At 48.8% G+C, this 22,533-nt stretch carries 15 protein-coding genes and 4 pseudogenes; 3 read left to right on the top strand and 16 right to left on the bottom strand.

Annotation, left to right across the window (positions count from 1 at the left end; genetic code table 11):
* Positions 1-3 precede the first annotated feature (3 nt).
* The 5 genes and pseudogenes from ACTWJ7_RS13620 to ACTWJ7_RS13600 all read right to left on the bottom strand — a co-directional run bounded on the left by ACTWJ7_RS13620 (position 4) and on the right by ACTWJ7_RS13600 (position 7,258).
* The gene (locus ACTWJ7_RS13620) at positions 4-1,371 is read right to left on the bottom strand and encodes a nucleotide sugar dehydrogenase (protein ID WP_024631090.1); all 1,368 of its coding nucleotides are present in this window, start codon (positions 1,369-1,371) and stop codon (positions 4-6) included.
* A 134-nt stretch (positions 1,372-1,505) separates the two neighbouring features.
* On the bottom strand, positions 1,506-2,309 hold the full coding sequence (locus ACTWJ7_RS13615; protein ID WP_079349530.1) for a response regulator transcription factor: 804 nt from the start codon (positions 2,307-2,309) through the stop codon (positions 1,506-1,508).
* Between the two features lie 68 nt (positions 2,310-2,377).
* Positions 2,378-3,773: pseudogene (locus ACTWJ7_RS13610) on the bottom strand (glycosyltransferase family 2 protein).
* 42 nt (positions 3,774-3,815) lie between these two features.
* A complete protein-coding gene (locus tag ACTWJ7_RS13605; RefSeq protein WP_443145526.1) occupies positions 3,816-5,006 on the bottom strand; it encodes a HEAT repeat domain-containing protein in 1,191 nt (396 codons plus the stop codon).
* 26 nt (positions 5,007-5,032) lie between these two features.
* A complete protein-coding gene (locus tag ACTWJ7_RS13600) occupies positions 5,033-7,258 on the bottom strand; it encodes a hypothetical protein (protein WP_301877739.1) in 2,226 nt (741 codons plus the stop codon).
* An 858-nt stretch (positions 7,259-8,116) separates the two neighbouring features.
* On the opposite strand from ACTWJ7_RS13600, the gene ACTWJ7_RS13595 reads away from it, so the two are divergent.
* Positions 8,117-9,361: a DNA polymerase IV gene (locus tag ACTWJ7_RS13595; RefSeq protein ID WP_301877740.1), complete on the top strand. Its 1,245-nt coding sequence runs from the start codon at positions 8,117-8,119 to the stop codon at positions 9,359-9,361.
* 136 nt (positions 9,362-9,497) lie between these two features.
* A complete protein-coding gene (locus ACTWJ7_RS13590; RefSeq protein WP_443145525.1) occupies positions 9,498-9,698 on the top strand; it encodes a hypothetical protein in 201 nt (66 codons plus the stop codon).
* Positions 9,699-9,903: 205 nt separating this feature from the next.
* Here the strand turns inward: ACTWJ7_RS13590 and glsA are convergent.
* The 9 genes and pseudogenes from glsA to ACTWJ7_RS13545 form a co-directional block, all read right to left on the bottom strand.
* Positions 9,904-10,844, bottom strand: a pseudogene (gene glsA, locus ACTWJ7_RS13585) (glutaminase A).
* A 283-nt stretch (positions 10,845-11,127) separates the two neighbouring features.
* Positions 11,128-11,439 (bottom strand): GNAT family N-acetyltransferase, encoded by a 312-nt coding sequence (locus ACTWJ7_RS13580; RefSeq protein WP_443145524.1) that lies wholly within the window; start codon positions 11,437-11,439, stop codon positions 11,128-11,130.
* A gap of 207 nt (positions 11,440-11,646) precedes the next feature.
* Positions 11,647-12,936, bottom strand: a complete 1,290-nt coding sequence (locus ACTWJ7_RS13575; protein ID WP_301877742.1) for an L-lactate MFS transporter — start codon at positions 12,934-12,936, stop codon at positions 11,647-11,649.
* A 120-nt stretch (positions 12,937-13,056) separates the two neighbouring features.
* Positions 13,057-13,869 carry a LytR/AlgR family response regulator transcription factor gene (locus ACTWJ7_RS13570; RefSeq protein ID WP_301877743.1) on the bottom strand — a complete coding sequence of 271 codons (813 nt, stop codon included), beginning with the start codon at positions 13,867-13,869 and terminating at the stop codon, positions 13,057-13,059.
* Between the two features lie 10 nt (positions 13,870-13,879).
* A pseudogene (locus ACTWJ7_RS13565) lies at positions 13,880-15,531 on the bottom strand (LytS/YhcK type 5TM receptor domain-containing protein).
* A 678-nt stretch (positions 15,532-16,209) separates the two neighbouring features.
* The gene (locus tag ACTWJ7_RS13560; RefSeq protein ID WP_024631103.1) at positions 16,210-16,497 is read right to left on the bottom strand and encodes a stage VI sporulation protein F; all 288 of its coding nucleotides are present in this window, start codon (positions 16,495-16,497) and stop codon (positions 16,210-16,212) included.
* 113 nt (positions 16,498-16,610) lie between these two features.
* Positions 16,611-18,656 (bottom strand): ATP-dependent DNA helicase RecG, encoded by a 2,046-nt coding sequence (gene recG, locus ACTWJ7_RS13555; RefSeq protein WP_301877745.1) that lies wholly within the window; start codon positions 18,654-18,656, stop codon positions 16,611-16,613.
* A 10-nt stretch (positions 18,657-18,666) separates the two neighbouring features.
* Positions 18,667-19,530 (bottom strand): DegV family protein, encoded by an 864-nt coding sequence (locus ACTWJ7_RS13550; RefSeq protein ID WP_301877746.1) that lies wholly within the window; start codon positions 19,528-19,530, stop codon positions 18,667-18,669.
* A 78-nt stretch (positions 19,531-19,608) separates the two neighbouring features.
* Positions 19,609-21,416, bottom strand: a pseudogene (locus tag ACTWJ7_RS13545) (DAK2 domain-containing protein).
* Positions 21,417-22,057: 641 nt separating this feature from the next.
* Between ACTWJ7_RS13545 and rpmB the strand changes: the two are divergent.
* A complete protein-coding gene (gene rpmB / locus ACTWJ7_RS13540) occupies positions 22,058-22,246 on the top strand; it encodes a 50S ribosomal protein L28 (RefSeq protein WP_024631107.1) in 189 nt (62 codons plus the stop codon).
* On the opposite strand, the gene ACTWJ7_RS13535 is transcribed toward rpmB, so the two are convergent.
* Complete coding sequence (locus ACTWJ7_RS13535; protein WP_024631108.1) at positions 22,247-22,441, bottom strand: hypothetical protein; 195 nt, start codon at positions 22,439-22,441, stop codon at positions 22,247-22,249.
* A 1-nt stretch (position 22,442) separates the two neighbouring features.
* Positions 22,443-22,523, bottom strand: coding sequence for a stage V sporulation protein SpoVM (spoVM, locus tag ACTWJ7_RS13530; protein WP_019424875.1), 81 nt, complete (start codon positions 22,521-22,523; stop codon positions 22,443-22,445).
* Positions 22,524-22,533: the final 10 nt, after the last annotated feature.

The following is a 22,533-nucleotide window of genomic DNA, read 5'->3' as shown; positions in this document are numbered from 1 at the left end:
TCCTCAGACGAGCAACGCTTCACTTGGCTCAAGCACAGGGTGCTGTACCGAATGACCAATCTTGTAAATGTGCGGATGTGTGTACGTTTTGAACGCATTACGTGTATCCAGAATCGGCACACCCATCTCGGCAATATCAAAGTAAGGCAAATCGCTGTGGTTGGTGATCAGCACGATGCAATCGTACTTCTTGAACTGCTCAAGGTTGAACACTTCGCTATATACCGTCTCTCCATGCTTGTCCAGGAACGATTCAGCATGTGGATCATAATAGCTGACATTGGCGCCACCTTCCTTGAACAGTTCATAGACTTCCAGTCCTGGAGATTCACGCAAATCGGCAATATTCGGCTTGTACGACATACCGAGCAACAGAATGTTAGATTTACGTACGGATTTCGCGTACTCATTCAGGATCGTAGATGTTTTGTTCAGTACATAATATGGCATGTTGTCATTAGTGGATTGTGCCAGCTCGATGAATTTGCTGTAGAAACGGAATCCTTTGGCCTTCCAGGACAAGTACATCGGATCAAGCGGAATGCAGTGACCGCCGATGCCAGGGCCCGGATAGAATGGCATGAAGCCAAACGGCTTCGTCGCAGCTGCGTCGATAACTTCCCAGATATCAATGCCCATACGATCGCACATCATCGCCATTTCATTAACAAAGGCAATGTTTACGCTGCGGAACGTATTTTCCAGCAGTTTGGACATTTCAGCCACTTTTGGCGAAGATACAGGTACAACCGTTTCAACGTACTTGCTGTACAATGCTGTTCCCAGCTTGAGGCAAGCTTCCGTTGTTCCACCGATTACTTTCGGTGTATTAAAGGTAGTGAATCGTCCGTTGGACGGGTCCACACGTTCAGGCGAGAAGCACAGGAAGTAATCTTTTCCTGCTTCTTGTCCGATCTTGTCCAGCTCATCCTGAATCAGTTCTTCGGTTGTACCTGGATAAGTGGTGCTCTCCAGCGTAATCAGCATACCTGGTTTCATGTGCAGTTTGATCTGATCCACAACCGTCTCGATATAAGACGTATCCGGGTCCTGGTTTTCACTAAGCGGTGTAGGTACGCAGATGCTCAGTGCGTCGATCACGCGCAGCATGCTGTAGTCCGTTGTTGGCTGGAAGCGGCCGCTTTGCATTACTTTTTTCAATTCCTCGGACGAAATGTCGTGAATATAGGAATCTCCTTGATAGATGCTCTCCACTTTGGATGCATCCAGATCAATTCCGATTACCGTGAAACCCTGATTGACCATTTCCACCGCAAGTGGTAACCCTACGTAACCGAGCCCGACCACGCCGAGCACCGCTTCTTTATTTTCAATCGCATTCAGTAATGTGTGGAATTGTTGATTCTCCATGATATTCCCTCCAAAGTGTATTTGTTTGGTTGATTGACGAATCCATTTGATAGATGTTTGTCTGTAAATGTTCTTATTTGTTTTGATCGAGATTAATAGGCTGCTGTCTCTCCTGGTTGTGCTGGTGATTGCGTCTAATGCAGGCAACGCCTGATTCGGGCATCCAGTTCCACAGGTGAGAACGGTTTGGTCATATAATCATCGACCCCGCTGCGGAAGCACTGGCTGATCGTCTGTTCTACACGCTGCTCCGTCAAAACGACGATTTTGGGCGGCTGCTCCACATCAAGGTTCTGGATATGTTGAATGAACGGCAGGCCATCAATGCCATACAGATTCAATTCGGTCAGCACCAGATCGGGCGTGATTTTCTCAATCAGCTCCAATGCAGCCAGCCCATCCACCGCTTCATAGGTTTCGTACCCTTGCATCTTCAGCCGCAATTGCAGAAACTCGCGTACCGTCGGATCGTTGTCCACAATCAAAATTCGTTCCGGCTCGTCTGCCGTCTTGTCCAGCGTGTAGATATGAATCTCCGACGGGTCTACCAGCTTCGCAGACTCAGCCATATGTTGAATGGTTGCCTTGGAAGGACGCTCACCTGCCGGGAAACTTGCCAGCGTGATTTGCGGATCGGCACCAGGTACCGTCTCCTGCAGTTCATGCTTGATGCGAAGCCCCTCATAATGAACCTCATCCAGTGTCAACCCTGGCAGCAGGACAGCAATCGCCTGTGTGGCTCCATCCACCCACACCTGGAACGCAGACTCACCGGTCTGCTCCAGATGTGTCCTGACCTGCTGCTCCGGCTGAGACTGCCCTGCACAATGGATGAACATTAAGCCGCATGTTTCGGCACCCGTTTCTTTCAATCCCTGTTCTACACTGCGGTACACATTAACGGCAGCCTCACGCTGCAATGTCGCCGTATTTGGCATGTTCTTTTCCACCCTTCTCCCTCGGTTATCTATATTGTTTCTGCTGTATTACTTTGATTACGCTGTGCTTAGGCCGCCTCGCTTGTTTTCTCTTCCTCGGACCAGCTCTGGCGTGTCATGGTACCCATGAATTGTTTTTTTGCATGAACTGAATATGCCCCTGCAATCTCCACAGCACGCCAAGCTGATGATAGCCGACGAATTTCAGAGCGGAGTAGAACAGCATTTTGACCAGATCGGACAGCTTGTTATACCGCTTGAATGCAATTTCCTCGAGCACAAGAGCTCCCACACTGAGCAGATAACCACTCACAATGTTGAGCGATCCAAAGAGCACAAGTATCGGCCACTGGGTCATATCCATTAGTACATATCCCGTGAGAGCGAGAAGTCCGGTAATACGGAAATACGGATTCAGCGCTTCAAAAAGGATGTTGTACGGCATGGTCAGCATGCCCATGACTTTATATTTCGGGTTGAACAACATGCCGCGGTTCTCAAGCATGTTCTTCAGATTTCCGCGTCCCCAGCGCTTGCGCTGACTGGACAAGATCCGGTAGGAATCCGGCGCCTGTGTCCAGCACACGGCCTCAGGGCAGAAGGCTACGCGGTATTTCAATTTGTTCTCCAGCATATAACGGTGAAGCTTGATGATAATGTTCATGTCTTCACCCGGATAACCGTCCCGATATCCCCAACGGCGATAACTGCATCCTTACGGAACATACCGAAGGCACCCGAGACGATAATCAGACCATTCATGTGACTCCAGCCGATCCGTCCGCCGAGAAAAGCTTTGAGATACTCGATGGACTGGAACATCGGCCAAATCTTGCGAGGCAGTGAAACGTCCTGCACTGCCCCGTTTTCGATTTTGCAGCCGTTGGCTATCCGTACATCCCCGCCAATAGCAACCGTCTCTTCCGGATTCTCCATATACATGCGAGCCATGCGAATCAGGGCATCCTTTTCCAGCAAAGAGTCGGCATCAATCGAAGAGATCAGCGGGTAATGGGACAGGTTAATTCCAGCATTGAGGGAATCGGCCTTCCCGCCGTTTTCCTTATCAATGACATACAGGTCCGGGAATTCCGGATTGTGGTAGATCCCGCGAATTTTCTGACAGGAAATCTTGCCCCGGATCTTCGTGTTAGGTACTGGCTTCAGACGGTATTCTTCCAACAGCACCTTTAAGGTGGTATCGCTGGAGCCATCATTCACCACGATGACTTCATAGGTTGGATAATTCAGCGTCATCAGGCAGTTCACATTTTCAATAATCGTCAGTTCCTCGTTGTATGCAGGCACCAGCAAGGAAACCGATGGTACGAGCTCCGAGCCCGATAACGTATTGTATTTGGAATAGTGCGACCGCCTGAAGATCGTCCAAATGTTACGGAATGATAAGGCCAGAATGGAAAAATAGAGCGTATTTACAGCAACGACATAGTAGATTGCGACCATGCCATAGATTAATAGTAGATCTCTAAGCAGTGTAATCCCCTCCTACCGCAGCCACACCTGTACGTTTCTTGCTTGTTGTCCGGTTCCCGCGTACGGGACCAAAGTACCGATCATACAGCAGCCTTTTTTGTTATGTGCAATCATCTGGTCAACGGCTTTGTGGTCTGTTCCTGAGTGCTGCATCGTGCTCTCAATCTGTTGCATTGCAATTTCCCTTTCAGCACCTGTACCCTGCACCGCGGCCTGACACAAGGCTTCAAATCCCGGTTCACCCAACTTGCTCAGGCTCTCCGCACTGTTATAACGTACGCCCCAGTCTTCGTCACGCAGTGCTTTGCGCAGCAATGGAATGCTGCCCGCCGCATGTTTCGAACCGAGCGCCAGAACCACTTCGGCACGCACCTCCGGGTCCGAATCCTGCATAAGCTTCAGAATGGTCTCGTCCTGAAGTGCCGGACTTGCGCTGAGATACAGCTTCACCGCTTCTGCCCGTACATCCTGATGTTCTGCACCTACGAGTCTGTCGAGTGCTGGCATCACTTCCGGTACAGCCTGTCCCCACATCGCTACGAGTCCCACTTTGACAAAGTCAGGATTGCGGTCTTCCAGCAATTCAATGAGAATTCGGCTTGTATCCAGACTGGTTTCGAGCAAAATATCTGCTGCCAGATGATGAATCGATTTTCCTTTGGTTAACAGCAGCGCGAGCATGTCTTTCAGTTCACCCTGGCGGGTGGTACATCTTGCGATCGAACGACCAATCATAATCGCCATCGGGCCCGGCTTCTCATCCTTAAGCAATTCCATCAAACCTGGAACAGCCTCTGGACAACGCATGCCGCCCAATCGATAAGCCGCATCAATTTGGCGTCCGTAACGAATACGGCTCAGTTCCTTCAGATCTTGCTCTACAAATCCGGCTTCACGGCAGAGTACAATCAATTTGTTGCGATACTCTCCCTTGAACTGATCAATCCATTCAATAAGCTTGCTCTGGATGACCCGGCGCTCGAGCCGAGCCAGCTTCCCAGGTGGCAATCGCAGGGGACTGTCCTCTGTCAGCGCCGTCTGGAGATACGTAAAGTAATCACGCTGTTTTAATTTATAAAATTCAATCTTGCGCCGTTTGCCGTTGTGGGACATTTTCATGGCAAACAGCAGGATCACCCCCACAACGACGAGCGCTGTACAGATGTATAGAAATAGATAAGCCAAAGCCAAATTCGGAAACATGTGAAAAGGTCCTCCTTTATACTCATTTATTCGGTCTGAAAACTTGGAATTTGTTCATACCGTTTCTGCATTTCCTCGTAGCTCAGTTTCAGTCGCTCACTGTACTGTACTTGCTCCCATGGCTGCCAGCTGTATATAGGCAATGTCTTCACATCCAGTGTCTTCTGTTCACCACCGGGCCAAGAGATATCTCCAGTTGAACGATCCATTAGCCAGGGAACCAGAGTGACGCCCTTGACCGCGACCGTTTCGAATTCCCGTCCACCCTTCAGCGCACCATACTTGATCGCTTGCAGTGAACTTGGGTCACCGAATCCAAGCAGCATCCAGGGAATACGCATCTCAACCTGATTACCGTTATATTGCCAGGCGGTTAACGAATCGGTATCGGACTGATCTGGAGCTGTCGTTCCCCGCTTCAATGTACCCACCTTCTCATTCATGAACGGTTGGGCAGATCGGGTATCCGGTGGGGTCATCCGCAGGCTGACCGCCAGATTCCATGGATGGAATGGATCTGCTGCATTCTTTTGCTCTTCCGGCAGCATCCCGTAACCGTCCTTGCCATAAAGCCGCTGGTTAAAGTCATAGTCTTTGGCGATCTCCACTTGCGATTCAGCATCCTGTCCCAGTGTGATCACCGTTTCGAGACCATCACTGAGTGTTCGATCCGGAAGCCTCGTACCTGGCTGATTGCCACCATCCAGTGTATTCGTTCCAATGCGCAGCAAGGTCTGATCCGGGTCAAAAGGCTGATCCAGCGTCATGCCGATGTACAGGTAGGCTTCATCATGGGTCATCTTCATTTCCTTGATGCCATCGACCTTGCCTTGCCAGACGGTGACCTCTTCCTTCTTCAGCGCATTCCAGTCATCCAGTTTACCGTCTATGGTTAGCTGTTCCTGTTTACCAGGGTCCATGGCGAGCAGACCAAACATTTTCTCATTCGTCAGCACGTTCAACCAGTAGGCACGCCGATCAGCTGGAATTTCCAGCGGCATTGTGTTCCAGGTTTTCTTGAACCACTCATCCTGCCACATGAACAAAATCGCTCCCGCATACCCTTCGTCATAAATATCCTGAGTCAGCGATGCGTCGATTTCTCCTTGCTCCACCTCGTTATGTCCGCCCTGATCCCGGCCTCCCATACCCAGATGGGAAATTCCCAGCGAAGACGGTACACCGTACTCTGTAACCATTACAGGCATATCGGAAAACTCGGCTTTGAGCTTGCGTAGATAACTTTTGTACGTGTTGTACTCGCCGTTCTCGTCCTTGATGGTCTGAAGTGTCTGGTCCGTATGGAACAAATCCGGGTAATAAGGGTACACATGGTATGCTGCAAAATATCCACCCTGCCACTCTTCCGGTTGAATATGGCGTGCATCCACACTGACCAGATCCTCCTCGAATAGCGGCTCGCCCGGATGATCCAACACGTCAGTAGTTACCCAGTTGGTGAAGGTCATCGGATGCTCCCATCCGTATTTCTTCTCCAATACAGCGGTATAGTCCAGCAGCTCGGCCAGCCAATTTTCAAACGGAGATGCATCCTGCGTCCCCGAAAAATGAACGCCCTTATACTGCGGCACATCGGGATGGCTCTCATTCGTGTTGTTCACCATCGAAGGGTCCCACTCGGTACCCACATGCCAAGCCATCAGGTATTTCCCGGCATTCGTCTTGTATTTACCGCTTGACTCGCCCGGTTTATCGGGAATGTCCGCATCGCCATATACAGCGGATACCGCCTTTTCAATCTCCTGCTTGAACGTCTGCTCAATAGGGTCAGCATAGGCATCCTGCTTCTCAATCAATTCTTCTTCCGGCGACCATATGCCCTGTATAAAATATAACGGTTGCTCCCTGCCGCGATTATAATCAACCAATGCTGTGTAAAAAATCGGCTCATGCACCGTATACACCCGGATCACATTGGCTCCAAGATCCTCAATCTGCTGGAACCACCTCAAGTAATCCTCTTTGGTCAACGGAAATTCGCCCGGGTAATGTCCCGGTGATGTTGCGCCCAGGTTTACCCCTTTGACGAACATCTCCCGCCATGTGCCATCGGGTCCATATTCCATGAACCGGTCTCCATCGGTTCTGAATTTCATCTCTGTACCGTTCTCCGCTGTGTACGTAACCAGTTGAGGTTGCATGTAGTGCCAGCCGGCAAATATTCCTCCCGTCACTACGGCCGCTCCGGTCAACATCGTCAACAACCAGCGCTTACGTCTTCGTCTGCTCATGGTTCTTAATTGCTCACCTCTCTAGTATGCATCCTGCTTCAGTTCAGATCTTGAATGACATGAAGGTATGCGGGGAATCCCGCTTCGGATGTCCGCTTTGGGTAGAGATGTCAGCGGTGTGTTCTCACTATAGCTCTAAGTCTCTGCATTTGTAACTAGGCTGATGGAAGCAAACGTAAACTGCAACATTCTGCCCATAATTCGTAAAAAGCGCCATCAACTAGCATCCAGGTGACCTTCTGGCCCTTATCCTCCATCAACACGAATATAGGCTACTTTAACCGTCCGTTTGAGGTTCTTCCAGCCTTGCACATCTCTACCCGTTATTGTTATATGCAACGCGGATTGTGAGATCTGTTTCCGCTTGAACGCTTACCCCATTAAACGCTAATGATATTTTAAAGTTGCGGACATTTTTACAGTATTAACCATAAAGATTACAAAATTGATACTATAGTCCGATAACGTATCCTTGAAAACCCGCGCCCTATCAAGGTTTTCTGAAAAGTGCAGAAAATGAAAAAAGGACATCAGTCCCCCTTATAGGACTGTGCCCATTTATATTACTTTTACATAAAGCTGAATGAACACCCGGTCATCACCCGGAAGTCACGGATCTCTTACACGAAATGTAAAAACATACATCTTATTTCCTAAATTTTGACTCTATTAGGTCCGTTCAATAATTGTGTCCAATTTGCAAAATAATTCCGGTTGCCGCATCTGACATTGTCAGATATGCTTATAAAACAGGAACACTTGTTCCATACTGTAAGTAAACTGTAAAATAACGTTGGCTGAATGAGTTCCATCGTTGTACAGAAGTAGCCGATTTATGAATAAAAGGAGAGAAGTACTATGCCCCGCAAAGACGGACGTGTCATTATGCTGGCCGATTGCCAGTCGTTTTATGCCAGTGTAGAGAAGTCTGCACATCCCGAATACAGAGACCGTCCGCTTGTTGTTGCGGGAGATCCTGCACGCCGTTCGGGTATTATTCTGGCAGCCTGCCCACTCGCCAAGTCCTATGGAATTACTACAGCAGAACGGCTGGGTGAGGCTCTCGCCAAATGCCCCGATGTTGTCGTCATTCGTCCCCGGATGGCTGAATATATTCGTGTTTCCCTACACATTACCCGTATCCTTCAGTCCTATACCGATCTGGTTGAACCGTATAGTATTGATGAGCAGTTTCTCGATGTCACCGGAAGTTTGGACCTGTTCGGCAGCCCTGAAACCATTGCCCGCAGCATTCAGGACAGGGTCATGGAAGAGACTGGCGTCTATATCCGCGTTGGCATCAGCGACACCAAGGTTGTTAGCAAGATGGCCTGTGACCTGTATGCCAAAAAAGTCCCGGTAGGCATCTATACACTGCCCCGCAAGGACATGCAGAAAACACTGTGGAATAAACCTGTTCGAGACATGTTTATGGTCGGTTCCCGAATGGCGCAGCATCTCTACAAGATGGGGATTCATACGATCGGTGATCTGGCACAGACTCCGTTGTCCCGGCTGAAAGAGCGTTGGGGGGTAAACGGTGAGGTATTGTGGCGTATTGCCCGCGGGATCGATGATTCTCCGGTAAAACCCGGGACATATGCTCACCAGCAGCAGGGCATTGGACATCAGATGACATTGCCTCGGGACTATGAATCGTGGGCGGACATCAAGGTGGTGCTGCTCGAATTGGCAGAGCTGGTCAGCAGGCGTTCCCGGGACAAATCACTCATGGGTAATGTCGTCTCTGTTGGATGTCGGGGGCAGGATTATGATCGTCCAACCGGCTTCTCCCGCCAGATGAAGGTGAATGAACCTACCAACATCACCGATGAAGTATACGATGCGGCAGCTGCTCTGTTTCTGCGCCATTGGGACGGATTACCCATTCGCCGCATCAGCGTGTCATTGACCGGACTCGTGCCCGATTCCGAAGTACAGCTATCCTGGTTCGATGACCGTGAACGTAAAAGAGAACTGGAACGCGCCACGGATGACATCAAGCGCAAGTTCGGAGATACCGCGATTATGCGGGCCTCCTCGCTCTGCTCGTCCGCACAGGCACAGGAACGTTCTCATAAAATTGGAGGTCACTATAAATGAGTAAAAAATTGCAGCAAAACGGAATTTTTGAGTCCTCGCGCATGATGCTTCCCGAACACCGGGAGGCCTATATCATTCATCAGGAGCAGCTCGCTCCCGTACCCGTCCATCCCTGGATGCCCAGGCAGCGGAAGAAATGTCCCGTTTGCTTAGTAACTCGATGGTGCTCGGGGATGCTGTCACCATCACCCTGTTCCATGAACATGATGATATCCGCTTTACCGGACAGGTGCTCCGATTGGACTCCCCTGCCCGTACCCTTAAGCTGCTGATGGAGAGCGGGACCCGGGACATTCAGATGAATCTCATTACAGATGTGGTACTCGCGAATGAATGATGCGGGCTGGCATTGCGGGTACACCGGTATAGATGCAGCATGGCCGTTGCCATGCAGGACCGTTTTCCTACACATTCTGTTGCAGGACTGAAGCAGCCGACAAGCCATATCCACATGGGGCATTTCGTTCCAAAGAAGCAAAAGAACGGATTGGTGATTCATCGGCTACTCAGGAGGATAAGGAGATGACTTCAAGGTGACTTCATTAGAATAAACTCCAGTCAAATTCCTTGGAAAGACGCTCAAGCAGATGCACGCCTGCAATGCTGTTTCCTTTCCGATTCAGAGCCGGACCTACAAGACCGATGCCAAACTGTCCTGGAACCAGGGTCAGTATTCCACCCGACACTCCACTCTTGGCAGGCAGTCCGACCTGAATCGCAAATTCGCCGGATGCATTATACATACCGCAGGTGGTCATGAACGTTTTGGCAATCTGTACATAACGACGAGGAATAAGCTCATTTCCGGTGATGGGATCTGTCCCGTCATAAGCAAGCACCAGTGCCATACGGGCCAGATCCGCACAAGTCACCTCGATGGAGCAATGGCGGAAATAGACGGCAAGCACATCTTCGACATCATCCTTGAGTACGCCATTATGCTTCAGAAAATAACCAAGCGAACGGTTCAGATGGCCTGTTTCCCATTCGGACCGATATACCGCTTCGTTGTAGTCCAGTCGATCATTATTCGCCAGCGTGCGGAAAAATTCCAAAATGCGCCGGGACTTCTCCTCTTTGCAATCCCCGCCAATCAGGGACGATACCGTAATCGCGCCCGCATTGATCAATGGATTAAACGGAATGCCCGGTTCCACTAGTTCGAGCTTGATCATGGAATCATAATCATCCCCGGTAGGTTCTTTTCCTACATTAAAGAAGACCGCTTCCTCCCCATGATCCATCAGGGCCAGAATGAGTGTAAATACCTTGGAGATACTTTGCATCGTAAACGGGATACCACAATCTCCGGCCGACACATGATTGCCTTCGGCGTTCATGATATGTATACCCAATTCGTCCTGCGAAGCCTTGAACAACTCGGGAATATAAGAAGCAACTTTCCCTGTCCAGTATGCAAACGGCTGGTCTCCAGCCATTCCGGCAGCAATAAATTCAATTGTTCCATTGCAGCATTGCTCATCTCCATCTCCTCCAAATCTCTGTATGAGCATTTCGCATGCTTTCGAATGATGAGTTCCCATCGAAGTGATGCAAAATGCCCGGGATAGTATGTATTACCCGCAAGCCTGATCCCTTAGCGCTTCACCTGAAGATTCAGCTCCAGAATCTCGCCAGGTAATCCCTCATAATCCCCACCCATGTGGATACAAAATTCTGTCTGAGCAATATTTGACGGGATGCCGCATTGGACGGATCGATAACCGCATAGAGTACAGCAATCCCTGCCGCCTGTGCCTGAATAATCAGCCGAGCTGCAATGGAAGTCCCGTGTCCTTTCCCCAGTATTCAGGCAGAATCATATAACCCATTTCCGCCCGCGATGGATCGGATTCATCCGGGATCAGTTTAGCGTAAGCCATCCCTACCCCGTCTTCACCGGATATCCGATAATATCCGCAGTCATTCCCCTGATTATAATTCAGCATGGATTCAAATTCCGCTGTAGCTTCATGCTCAGGCAGAGCACGTTCGGTAATTTGTTGCATAACTTCAATATTGGACACAAGAGCATAATAATCAGCAAAATCAGATGATGCATATTTCAAGAAATTCATGACGGACATACCTCCTCTAAATGGCTAACAAGGACTTGCTCTTTTTATTTCACCTAGAGTATACCAGAAGCAAAGTATGCATTGCACACAACCGCTTCATGTACAAGGAATCCCATTCCCTTCCGGTCGAGCTGGTACCAAAAAAGCGGTCTCCGCAGAGACCGCCCAACTTGCTTTTATAAAATAAAACTTCGCCCCTGGCTACACTCAGCTTGCCCGGGATGATGGGTTAAGATTCATCTGCTGTTCACGTTGACGTGTACGACGTCCTTGACCCGGAGGTGTAATAATCAACGCCAGCAGCAGCGAGACAGCGCAGAGTACAGCGATCACAATAAAGGTAAGATGGAATCCGCCCAGCAGGGCGCTGATAAACGATCCAGCCAAGGCACCAAATCCAAATCCCTGATAGATGACGCCGTAGTTTTTGCTCTGATTTTTCAGTCCGAAATAATCAGCCACAATCGCAGGGAAGACCGTAATATTGCCACCAAAGCAGAACGCGATAGCAGCCACACAGGCGAAGAAGATGCCAAAGCTCAGCGGTACCAGACTAAGCGTCATTACGGCAACAGCCGTAACCAGCAGTGCTCCGGCAATGACTTTCATCCGTCCCACTTTATCCGACAGCGCACCCAGAATGATACGTCCAGCGGTGTTAAAGATGGCAACCATCGCCACCGCATTGCCAGCTGTAGCCACGTTAAGTCCTGCCAGCTGCACACCGATGTCTTTCACAATACCGATCAGATACAGTCCACTCATACATGCCGTGAAGAAAATAACGAACAGCATGTAAGCTTCTTTCGTACGCAGCATTTCTTTGACCGTATAATCATGACGTACTTCTTGTTGCTTCGCACCTTCGGTGCTGCTTGCTGGAGCTTGTTCACGAACTACCGCTTCACGGATCAGGAACGAGCCGCCCACAATCAATACCAGTACAATAATGCCCCAGTACATAAAGGCTTGAGCAGGACCAACAGCACCGATTAAGGCAGAGTTCACGTATTTGAACAACAGACTGCCCGTACCAAAGGCCCCAACCGAAATACCCGAGATCAGACCTTTTCGCTCAGGAAACCATTTGATCAGGTTGGACAGGGAAGTAATATATGCCGTACCATCCGCGAATCCAACCACAAATCCGGCCAGGATGTAGAGCAATGTCAATGAACTCACTTGAGAACTAAGCACGAGTCCCAGACCAAGCACCACACCGGCTACCCGAATCAGGCGACGAAGCCCCCATCGTTCTTGCAGTCGTCCTGCAAACAGTGTGGCAAATGCCAAAGCAAAGCTGGTAATCGAAAAAGTTATCGCTACCGAGCTGACGTCCCATCCGAAACGATCAGACAGCGGTTGATTAAATAAACTCCAGGTGTAGATGGTTCCGAGACCCATTTGTACAATAATGGTGCCCAGTACAATAAGCCAGCGGTTCATTTTCATAGATGTAGATGCTGAATTAGGTGTGGATGAAATAGCTGCTTTCATCGTGATCTCCCCTTTGCCGATGTCATATATATGAATGCGTTCACAAGCTAATCATACATGAAAGGGGATTCATAACACCGATTTGAGCATGAGTTGCATCAAAGGCGGAATGAACTGCCTCTAGATGCGCATGAGCTGCCTAAATTCCTTGACCTTGCCCCGGCTAACAGGCACTTCAGCCTCCAGATCGCGCAGGCGAAGCAGATACGTATTGTTAAACCAGGGCACAATTTCACGGATTTGAGACAAATTCACCACGTAAGAGCGATGACAGCGGAAAAAGGTCTCTTGCGGCAAACGGCCGTGAAAATCCGAAATACTGACCGGCATCGTAAACTCACCGTTTTTGGTATACACCTTCGTGACTTTCTCTTGTGCTTCCGCATAATAAATATCGGCGGTGTCTGTCACAATAATATTGTCATTGCGCAGCAGATTGATACGTCGTCCCGTCTGTGCATTGGATTCCCGCGCCTGCATCGTGGATGCAGACCATTCATCGTTCACTTGAGCCGCATGGTGAGCCTGTCCATCGTCGCTGCCACGTTCACGTTTCACCTGCTCATGATCCCGTCTGAACGCCGTTTCAAGTTTATTCAGCATCGCAGCAATCCGTTTCTCATCATAAGGCTTCAGAATATAGTCAAACGCCTCCAGCTCAAATGCTTCTGCCGCATGTTCCTTATAAGCTGTTGTAAATACGATATATGGCTTGCTCGCAAACTTCCCAATATGATGTGCCAGCATCATGCCGTCCAGCGAAGGAATGTTTATGTCTAGAAAAATAACGTCGACTTCCTGCTCCTGCAGAAACTTCAGCACATCCAGTCCATCTTCCAGACAATCTACCACTTCAATTTGGCTATGTTCCTGTATCAAGTAATTCAGTTCCTCACTTGCCGGAATTTCATCTTCAACAATAAGAGCTCTCATTAACCGTTCATCACCTTGTCACTACATCTCCTTTGGGTACATCAAATAAAATATCGGTTCCTTGCTCCAGCCTCGTAATCGTTAACCCCTGCCCATAAATGAGCTTCACCCGCCGATGTACGTTGTACAAACCGATTTGGTTGGCAGGCATCCGGTCATGGTACACACGCTCAATAATGTCGGCTCCAATACCTGCTCCTGTATCACTGACCCCAATTCGCACAAAGTCAGGATAATCCTGTACTCGAATCCGTACAGTCCCGGGTCCTTTTACCTTGAGAATGCCGTGGATAATAGCATTTTCCACAAGCGGCTGGATGACCAGACTTGGAATATGCACAGCCACCTCATCAATGTCATAGATGACGTTAAGCCTGCTGCCGAAGCGAGCCTTCTCAATTTCTACATAATTGCGGACCTGCTCCAGTTCCTTATGAATATCAATAAGCTCATCTGACAGCTCCAGGTTATAGCGCATATATCCCGACAGATTAACGATCAACTCACGTGCCCGATCCGGCTTGGTGCGAATCGATGAAGCAATGGCGTTCAGCGCATTGAATAGAAAATGAGGATGAATCGTGGTCTGTAATGCACGCAGCTCCGCCTTATTGGCCGCAGCCTTAATCTCCTCTACACGAGATACTTCCATCTGGGTGGAAATAATCTGAGACAGGCCCACAGCCATTGTTTGCAACGGATACGTGATCTTGTACGCTTTGCGGTAATAAATTTTCAGAGCCCCCGTCACTTCTCCCGCTCTTTGAGCGGAATGATGAGGAGGGAGTGAATATCCGGCGTTTTTTCATCAATTACATCATTACTAATCGTAATCTCTCCGCTGGAGATCGTTTTCTTCGTCATCTCACTAATAATTTCATTCCCGATATGATATCGTTCCTCACCAAATCCCACATAAGCCAGTACATTTCGGGTATCCGTAATCGCAACCGCATCCGCCTGAATATCCTCCTGAATAATCCGGCATATCTTCCGCAAGGAATCTTCGTCAATGGAACGGAAGTAGGGCAAGGTCTTGTTCGCAATCTCCAGCGCCAGCTTGGCCTGACGAGCCGCAATCATTTCCTTTTCCCCTTCCACACTCTGCACCAGCAGCACGATCAGCCCAATATTCATCTCACCCAATATCATCGGCAATGCAATCTTCGAGACAATATCCGCCCCCAAGGGATCAGGGTAAGAATACAACAGAATCAGCATCATCGTGAGTGCCTCACAGATCATTCCGGCCGCAATACCAACCATCCAGCGCTTCGACTTGGGCGTATACTTATGTATATAACCGGACACCAGACCTGCCAGGATACTCGTAATCAGACAGGGGATCGCCGTAATCCCATCCATATCGATCAAGTACCGATGCACCCCGGAGACAATCCCGGTAATGATGCCCACAGGCGCTCCAAACAAAATGCCGCCAGACATGATCGCAATAATGCGCACATTCACCAGCGAGCCTTCCACATTAATACCGGTATAGGTTCCAAAGATGGCAAACGCACAGAATAACAACGTAACCGCAATGTACTCCTGCCATCTCAATTTTCCCTTTTGCAAAATCTGCCTAAACCGCGGTATCCTCGACAGAAAGAATAAAAATATAATCAGCAGTGCCGCCCGTTCAAACAACCCCAACAGCATCGTAAACATCTCCGTCAATCTGACTTCCTCCACATCCGTCAAAAATAAACGCCCATGATCGCAGCAGCGTTTTCTCATCTTGAGTCCATATATGCTCGTATGCAACAGTTTACCGCTCCCCCAGGAGGAAAGCAAAGTCAATCCTGTGAAAATGAGATGTACAGGAATGTAGTAGACAGTCTCTAACCTGTTGAATAGATGAAACAGAATTCATTTTATTCCAATTGATTCTCTTCTCTACACAGCCTTATTACTCAATATTCATTTACCATTGATAGACGTTTTCCTGCACACCATTTTCTGCATAAATCCATAAATCCTGCTCGATTGAGTTACACATTGTTCTTCTTCATTCATAAGGATGTCACAGGCTTTAAAAATAAAAGGGGGTTCCATAAGTCATCTTCCTGACTTATGGAACCCCCTTCCACTAAATTACTTCATACACATTCGATGTAATTTGGTTTTATAAAGTGAACTTCCAGTTACAAAGTAACGGAGAGTGCAGAACCAATCTGGAGAAGCGAAGCGCTCGCCTTTATCCCCGGATTTTACCCTTTTAAAATTCTAATCTAAAAATCCGGGGGTAACAGCGATCGGAAGATGGTACTGCACTCGGAGTGGCCACGTGTAACATCCTATGGTTCATTTTATACCACCCAACAATACATCGAATCCCTACCTAAACATGCCCCACAGCTTAATCAAATGAAACGTATTGTTCGGATCGATCTTCTGCGCGAGAACAAAAGCAACGAATTGTTCCTCCTGAGCCGTAGAAAAATTCTCATTCAAAATGACCGCTGACGACTTGACCAATCTTCTCACCTTGGCCTTATCCTGCAAATCAGACTTGGAGACCCCATCTATCAACTTTTTGATACGCTCTTTGACAGCGGGATTTTTCATCTTCGTTTTGATCCGCTCCACCAGCTGCGGACTGATTCCATATTGTTGGTAACCCAAAACGTACAGCACCTCCTGAATAATGAACTCACTTCTTATTCATATGACAGAAGGGCCTGTACACTTGACATATTCCCACGGAAAATGTGGAAAACCACAACTCGGCAGCCCAATCAATCGATCAGATCCCCCTGGAATACTTGCTGCTGCTGTAAGAAATCACGTAAAGGCGAGTAGTCAACAGAGGTCCAGAAGCTTGCATCCGCAATCAGACTGGACACGTCATCCCGGGCCTGCTCCAATACGGCAAAATCCGCAACCATGTCGGCAAGACGGAACTCGGGTAATCCACTTTGCTTTGTGCCAAAGAAATCACCCGGTCCCCGCAGATCCAGATCTCGACGGGATACTTCGAATCCATCTTCGGTTTCTGTCATAACCTTCATGCGCTCCTGTCCTACTTCCGTCTTGGGATCAGCAATGAGCACACAATAGGAGGCATGAGCGCCCCGACCGACCCGGCCACGAAGCTGATGCAGCTGCGAGAGACCGAAGCGGTCCGCATCCATAATGACCATCAGTGTTGCGTTGGGCACATCGACCCCGACCTCCACAACCGTTGTGGAGACCAAAAGCTGAATATCGTTGCTGTAAAAGTCACGCATCATCTCTTCCTTCTCGCCAGCCGTCATCCGTCCATGCAGCAGACCTACACGGTACTTCGGAAAGTTCTGCTGCATCTGAATATGCAGGTCAATCGCATTCTGTACATCCAGCTTCTCCGACTCTTCAATGAGCGGACAGATCAGATAGGCCTGACGTCCCTGGTCCACTTCTCGCGAAATAAAGCCAAGCACCCGGTCCATCATGTCATGCTTGACCCAGTACGTCGAGATTGGAATCCTTCCTTTTGGACGTTCCGAGATGGTCGACACTTCAATATCACCAAAAGCCGTAATGGCCAGTGTACGCGGTATCGGCGTCGCCGTCATCGTTAACACATCCGGGTTGTACCCTTTACGCCGCAAAATGCTGCGCTGGTTCACACCGAAGCGATGCTGTTCATCCGTAACGACAAGACCCAGGTCGCGGAAAAATACATCCTCCTGAATCAGAGCGTGTGTACCCACCACAATGTCGATCATGCCCATCTGCAAGGATGCAATCAGATCTTTGCGCTTCCGTCCATTGACACTGCCCGTTAACAGTCCCACCGTTACGCCAAAAGGTTCAAACAGCTTTTGCAATGAGCGTATATGCTGTTCTGCCAGAATCTCCGTAGGGACCATCAGAGCTCCCTGAAAACCGGAACGAACGGTTGTATACAGGGCAATTGCCGCAATAACCGTTTTTCCAGAGCCTACATCGCCTTGCAACAGACGGTTCATCGAATACGGTGAACGCATATCATGCAGAATTTCAAGCTCTACCTTCTTCTGTGCATCCGTCAGTTCAAATGGCAGACTGCGAACAAACTCGCGAATCGTTGTATTATCCGTTGTATGCACTACACCATCCATACGGTCCCGGTTCAATGCACGATAAGCCTGCATCTTGAGTTGAAACAAAAATAGTTCCTCATACACCATCCGCTGTCTGGCCTGCTGGCCTTCCCGGTTATCCTGTGGGCGATGAATTCCGGCAATCGCCTGTTTGCGGGGCATGAATCCATATTTCTTCATGAGTGATTGAGGCAAAATTTCGGGGATCATGTCCCCGAACTGGACTAACCCCTGATTAATCGTTTTGCGCATCCAGGACTGTGTAAGCTTGCCGGTTACCGAATACACAGGCTGCAGCGTGCCCGATCGTCCTTCCCCTTTATCCGGGAATTCCGAATCTGTTACGGTCATCTGCATACGCTTCTGTTCCCATTTCCCCGTAATCACAATCTCCCGGTTGGGTGTAAGCTGCTCCTTCAAAAAATGCCGATTGAACCAAGTGGCTGAAATCATCCACTCTTCCGTCATTACCTTACAGGTAAGGCGTGACTTTTTGCCATAACGCTGCAAAACCGGGATACCCATCACTTTGCCCTGTACCGTAATTTTGTCCCCGTCCTTCACTTCGCTGAGCGAACGCAGACGATAGTCCTCATAACGGAACGGATAATATTCAAGCAGGTCTTTTACAGTAGAGATGCCAAAGGCGTGAAGCTCTCCCTCTTTGAGAGCACTCACGCCGCTAATTTGTTTAACCGATATTTCTTCCCATTTCATGTCTAATCCCTCATTCCGGAACAGGCCACATAAAGATGGCAATTACGCCTGGCCCAACATGGCTGCCAATGACGGCTCCAATATTGGTATACACCACTTCATTCAATGTAAAATGCCCACGCAACTGCTCTGCACAAGCGATCGCTGATCCGGGGTCTGCGGTATGACCTACCGCCAGATTAACACGTTGACCCGCCAGATCCTGCTGAAACAGTTCAATAATGCGTGCCATGGCTTTTTTGTGACCTCTGACTTTCTCCACTGCGTAGATAACGCCTTCCTCGTCAATGGACAAGATCGGTTTAATATTCAGCAGTGTTCCCAAGATGGCCGCAGCCTTGCCAATCCGACCGCCTTTCTGTAAATACTCCAAAGTGTCTACAAGAAAGAACAGCTTGCGGCTCCGCTGCATGGCTGCTACAGCCGCAGCAATCTCCGCTGCGGATTTGCCTTGCTCGGCAAGCTCGGCAGCCTGTACGACCAATAAACCATATCCATAGGATGCAGACTTCGAATCCAGTACCGTTATATCGCCTTCACGTTCCAGCAACGATTTGCCGAGCAGCGCCGATTGATAGGTACCACTCATACCGGAAGACAAATGAATTGATACAATGGACCGTTCCGGGTCCTCATCCAACAGTCTGTTATAGATATTCATAAAATCGGTGGGAGAAGGCTGTGAGGTTGTAGGCAGCACAGATGCCTTCTCCAACTTTGCATAGAACTGTTCTGAAGTCAGATCAGCACCGTCTGCATAAGCTTCTTCCCCAAACAGAACACGCAGCGGAACAACATGAATCCCGTATTTACGTACCAGTTCTTCAGGTATATCCGCGGTACTGTCGGTTACGATCGCAACCTTGTGGCTCATGAGATCCCTCCTCTTTGCTTAAGTGCTATAGTGCATGTTCAAATAGTGATCCATTGGGGACTTTTTGAACAATCTCTATTAGGACTCTACAGAGAACAAATAATAATAAACCGGCTGTCCTCCAAGATGCACCTCTACCTCAGCATCAGGATATTGTTCTTCAAGCCAAGCTACAAGCGCATCAGTAATCTCAGGGGTCGCCTCGTCCCCTTCAAGAAGGGTAATCACTTCATCTCCGCTCTCCATCATCTGTTGCAGCAAGCCTTCACATGCGTGCAGCATGCTTTCGTCTGTTGCCACGATCTTGGAATTGTGGATACCGATGTAGTGTCCAGCTTTGATATCAAGCTCATCATATTGCGTATCTCTGACCGCATGAGTCACTTGACCAGACTGTACCCGGCTAATCGCCTCAAGCATATGGTCACGGTTGGTTTCCGCAGACTCATCCTCCTGGAAAGCAAAAGCAGCTGCCATGCCCTGAGGAATCGTCTTGCTCGGAATGACAGTAATTCGGCGCTCATCTTCAAGCAACTCTCCAGCCTGCTGCGCAGCAAGTACAATGTTGGAGTTGTTCGGCAAAATAAATACCTGTTCCGCTGCAATCGAACGCACCGCTTTCACAAAATCTTCAGTGCTCGGATTCATCGTCTGTCCACCAGACAGAACAACATCCACGCCGAGACTCTTGAAAATCTCTGCAATGCCATCCCCGGAAGATACCGCGATAAAGCCATATGGCGCCATCTCATCTGCTGGTGGCTCCGCTTGCTCCAGACTGCGTGTTGCTTCAGGCGGGATCTCTGCGAACAATTCAGGCGATGGCGCTATGTCCATGCCAGCAGTCAGCAGATCACGATGCTGCTCACGCATATTGAGAATGTGAATTTGTGTGATTTCTCCATAACGGAGGGCCAGGTTTAATACATCTCCAGGTGTCTTGGAATGCACGTGAACCTTAATCACTTCATCGTCAGCAATAATAATGATGGAATCTCCGTTAACTGACAACGCTTTCCGGAATGCCTCGTCATCGAATGCAACGCCTGCGTTCTCTCCCAGCTCGCGATTAATAAAGAACTCCATGTCATACAGGAACTCAATATCTTCCGTTTCCAGTCTCGCCTGAGCAGACATTGGCATCTCCGGCACGATTACCTGCTGTGCAGGCTTCGCAGGAATTACTTCTGACGGTGCAGCCGGTTTCAATGCAGATGAAGCTACGGTTGGCTGTACGTCTTTCTGAAAGGATGTGCGACTAGCCCCGTCCGTTTGCAACAGAACGTCCATAAAGCCCTCGTAAATATATACAAGCCCCTGGCCACCTGAATCCACAACGCCGACCTGTTTCAATACAGGCAGCAGTTCCGGAGTCATTGCCAGTGCTTCTTTTGCTTTTAACAAAACTTCATTCATTAATTCAGTTATATCATTCGTCCGTCTTGCGTAGTAGCTGGCATGTTTCGCCGCTTCCTTGGCTACGGTAAGAATGGTCCCTTCAACGGGTTTCACTACAGCTTTGTAAGCTGCGTCCACACCGTTCTGCAGGGCTGCGGCGAACTGGAGTGTATTCAGTTCCTCGTAAGGAGCAGCTGAACGACTGAATCCACGGAACAATTGAGATAAAATTACTCCGGAGTTCCCCGTGCACCCATAAGCAGGCCTTTCGATAAAATACCGGCAGCTTCTCCGATGGAGGCAGAACTTTTACGTTTAATCTCTGCGACTCCTGCACTCATTGTCAAATTCATGTTCGTTCCCGTGTCGCCATCCGGCACAGGGAAAACATTCAGGGAATTGACGTGCTCTGCATGCTGTCCAAGTTGTTCCGCTCCGGCAAGTACCATTGCGGTGAAATCTGTTCCATTTAAAGAACGTATACTCAAGTGAGAATTCCCCTTCCTAGCTTGATACACGAACATCTTGCACCAAGATGTATCTGGTCTGTTCATGCGCAAACGCATATCGCGTTATTCTTCGTCCATACCTTGTCCGGCACAGGCATACAATACATAATGTCAGCCGGATTAACGGTCTGGGCGGCCGGGCAACCGATATCCTGCAATTGCTCTGTAACCCCTAATTCGGGGCATACGGATATGCACCGGTATCAAGAGCCGGCATGAATGCCGCATGGAGACTGGTGCCAATGATGGAATGCCGCAGCTCACAGCGTTGCCAAAAAAGCAGACCACCGACCTCTAAGGCCGGTTTTTTCTCCGGCTACCCCGCGGCAACAGCCTGTTCACCACTGTATTATGGACTATTCAACATTGTACTATATTAGACAGGAGAAATAAATAAAGTTTTTGGATCAGTTGACGAAGCTTTTTTCAATATGATATTATATTCAAGTATTGTTTTATGCAGGTTTAGTAATGGAAATGATCCGGCTATGCCGGCTTGAACACACCATTAGCTACTGGAACCTGGCCATTGCGGTCAGGAAGAACAATTTTAGTCCGTATGGAATGACATTCGTGTCTCCGGAGGGCAACTGGTTATTTTAGGATAGGAGGTGTAATCTATGTCTCGCAAATGTTATGTGACAGGTAAGAAACCGGGCACCGGTAACCACGTATCCCACGCTAACAACCGTAACCGTCGTTCTTGGGGCGTAAACGTTCAGAAGGTCCGTATTCTCGTGAACGGTAAACCAAAACGTGTATACGTAAGCACCCGTGCACTGAAAGCCGGTAAAGTGACTCGCGTATAATCACGCACAGCTACTATAAATCGGGTAAGCAAAAAGCACCTTGTTCCTTGCAGGTGCTTTTTTGGTATTCAGAAATAAAATCATGAATACACACATCAGCATGTGAATGGCCGCCGCATGGCGCTTCGCAGGTCCGAATTCCAGATGATCCTGAAGCCAAAGCGGCGGTATTCGCCAATGTAACCATTTAATCATGTCAGTTCTTTTGAAACGTATTAAGAATTGCCTTTACAAACCCTCCCAAAAACTTCGGCAGTTTGAATGTGTAAAATTTCATACTTCACCCT

The organism is Paenibacillus sp. 1A_MP2, from assembly GCF_052244825.1.
Classification (GTDB): Bacteria; Bacillota; Bacilli; order Paenibacillales; family Paenibacillaceae; genus Paenibacillus; species Paenibacillus vandeheii.
Note: the sequence above shows the minus strand (reverse complement) of the source record. Positions and strands in the feature narration are given on the sequence as shown.

Coding starts and splice junctions, on each gene's coding strand:
- ACTWJ7_RS13620 (WP_024631090.1), bottom strand. CDS start 1,371: ATGGAGAATCAACAATTCCACACATTACTGAATGCGATTGAAAATAAA.
- ACTWJ7_RS13595 (WP_301877740.1), top strand. CDS start 8,117: ATGCCCCGCAAAGACGGACGTGTCATTATGCTGGCCGATTGCCAGTCG.
- recG (WP_301877745.1), bottom strand. CDS start 18,656: ATGAAATGGGAAGAAATATCGGTTAAACAAATTAGCGGCGTGAGTGCT.
- spoVM (WP_019424875.1), bottom strand. CDS start 22,523: ATGAAATTTTACACATTCAAACTGCCGAAGTTTTTGGGAGGGTTTGTA.
- ACTWJ7_RS13605 (WP_443145526.1), bottom strand. CDS start 5,006: ATGTTTCCGAATTTGGCTTTGGCTTATCTATTTCTATACATCTGTACA.
- ACTWJ7_RS13570 (WP_301877743.1), bottom strand. CDS start 13,869: ATGAGAGCTCTTATTGTTGAAGATGAAATTCCGGCAAGTGAGGAACTG.
- ACTWJ7_RS13550 (WP_301877746.1), bottom strand. CDS start 19,530: ATGAGCCACAAGGTTGCGATCGTAACCGACAGTACCGCGGATATACCT.
- rpmB (WP_024631107.1), top strand. CDS start 22,058: ATGTCTCGCAAATGTTATGTGACAGGTAAGAAACCGGGCACCGGTAAC.
- ACTWJ7_RS13535 (WP_024631108.1), bottom strand. CDS start 22,441: ATGATTAAATGGTTACATTGGCGAATACCGCCGCTTTGGCTTCAGGAT.
- ACTWJ7_RS13575 (WP_301877742.1), bottom strand. CDS start 12,936: ATGAAAGCAGCTATTTCATCCACACCTAATTCAGCATCTACATCTATG.
- ACTWJ7_RS13600 (WP_301877739.1), bottom strand. CDS start 7,258: ATGAGCAGACGAAGACGTAAGCGCTGGTTGTTGACGATGTTGACCGGA.
- ACTWJ7_RS13580 (WP_443145524.1), bottom strand. CDS start 11,439: ATGAATTTCTTGAAATATGCATCATCTGATTTTGCTGATTATTATGCT.
- ACTWJ7_RS13590 (WP_443145525.1), top strand. CDS start 9,498: ATGTCCCGTTTGCTTAGTAACTCGATGGTGCTCGGGGATGCTGTCACC.
- ACTWJ7_RS13615 (WP_079349530.1), bottom strand. CDS start 2,309: ATGCCAAATACGGCGACATTGCAGCGTGAGGCTGCCGTTAATGTGTAC.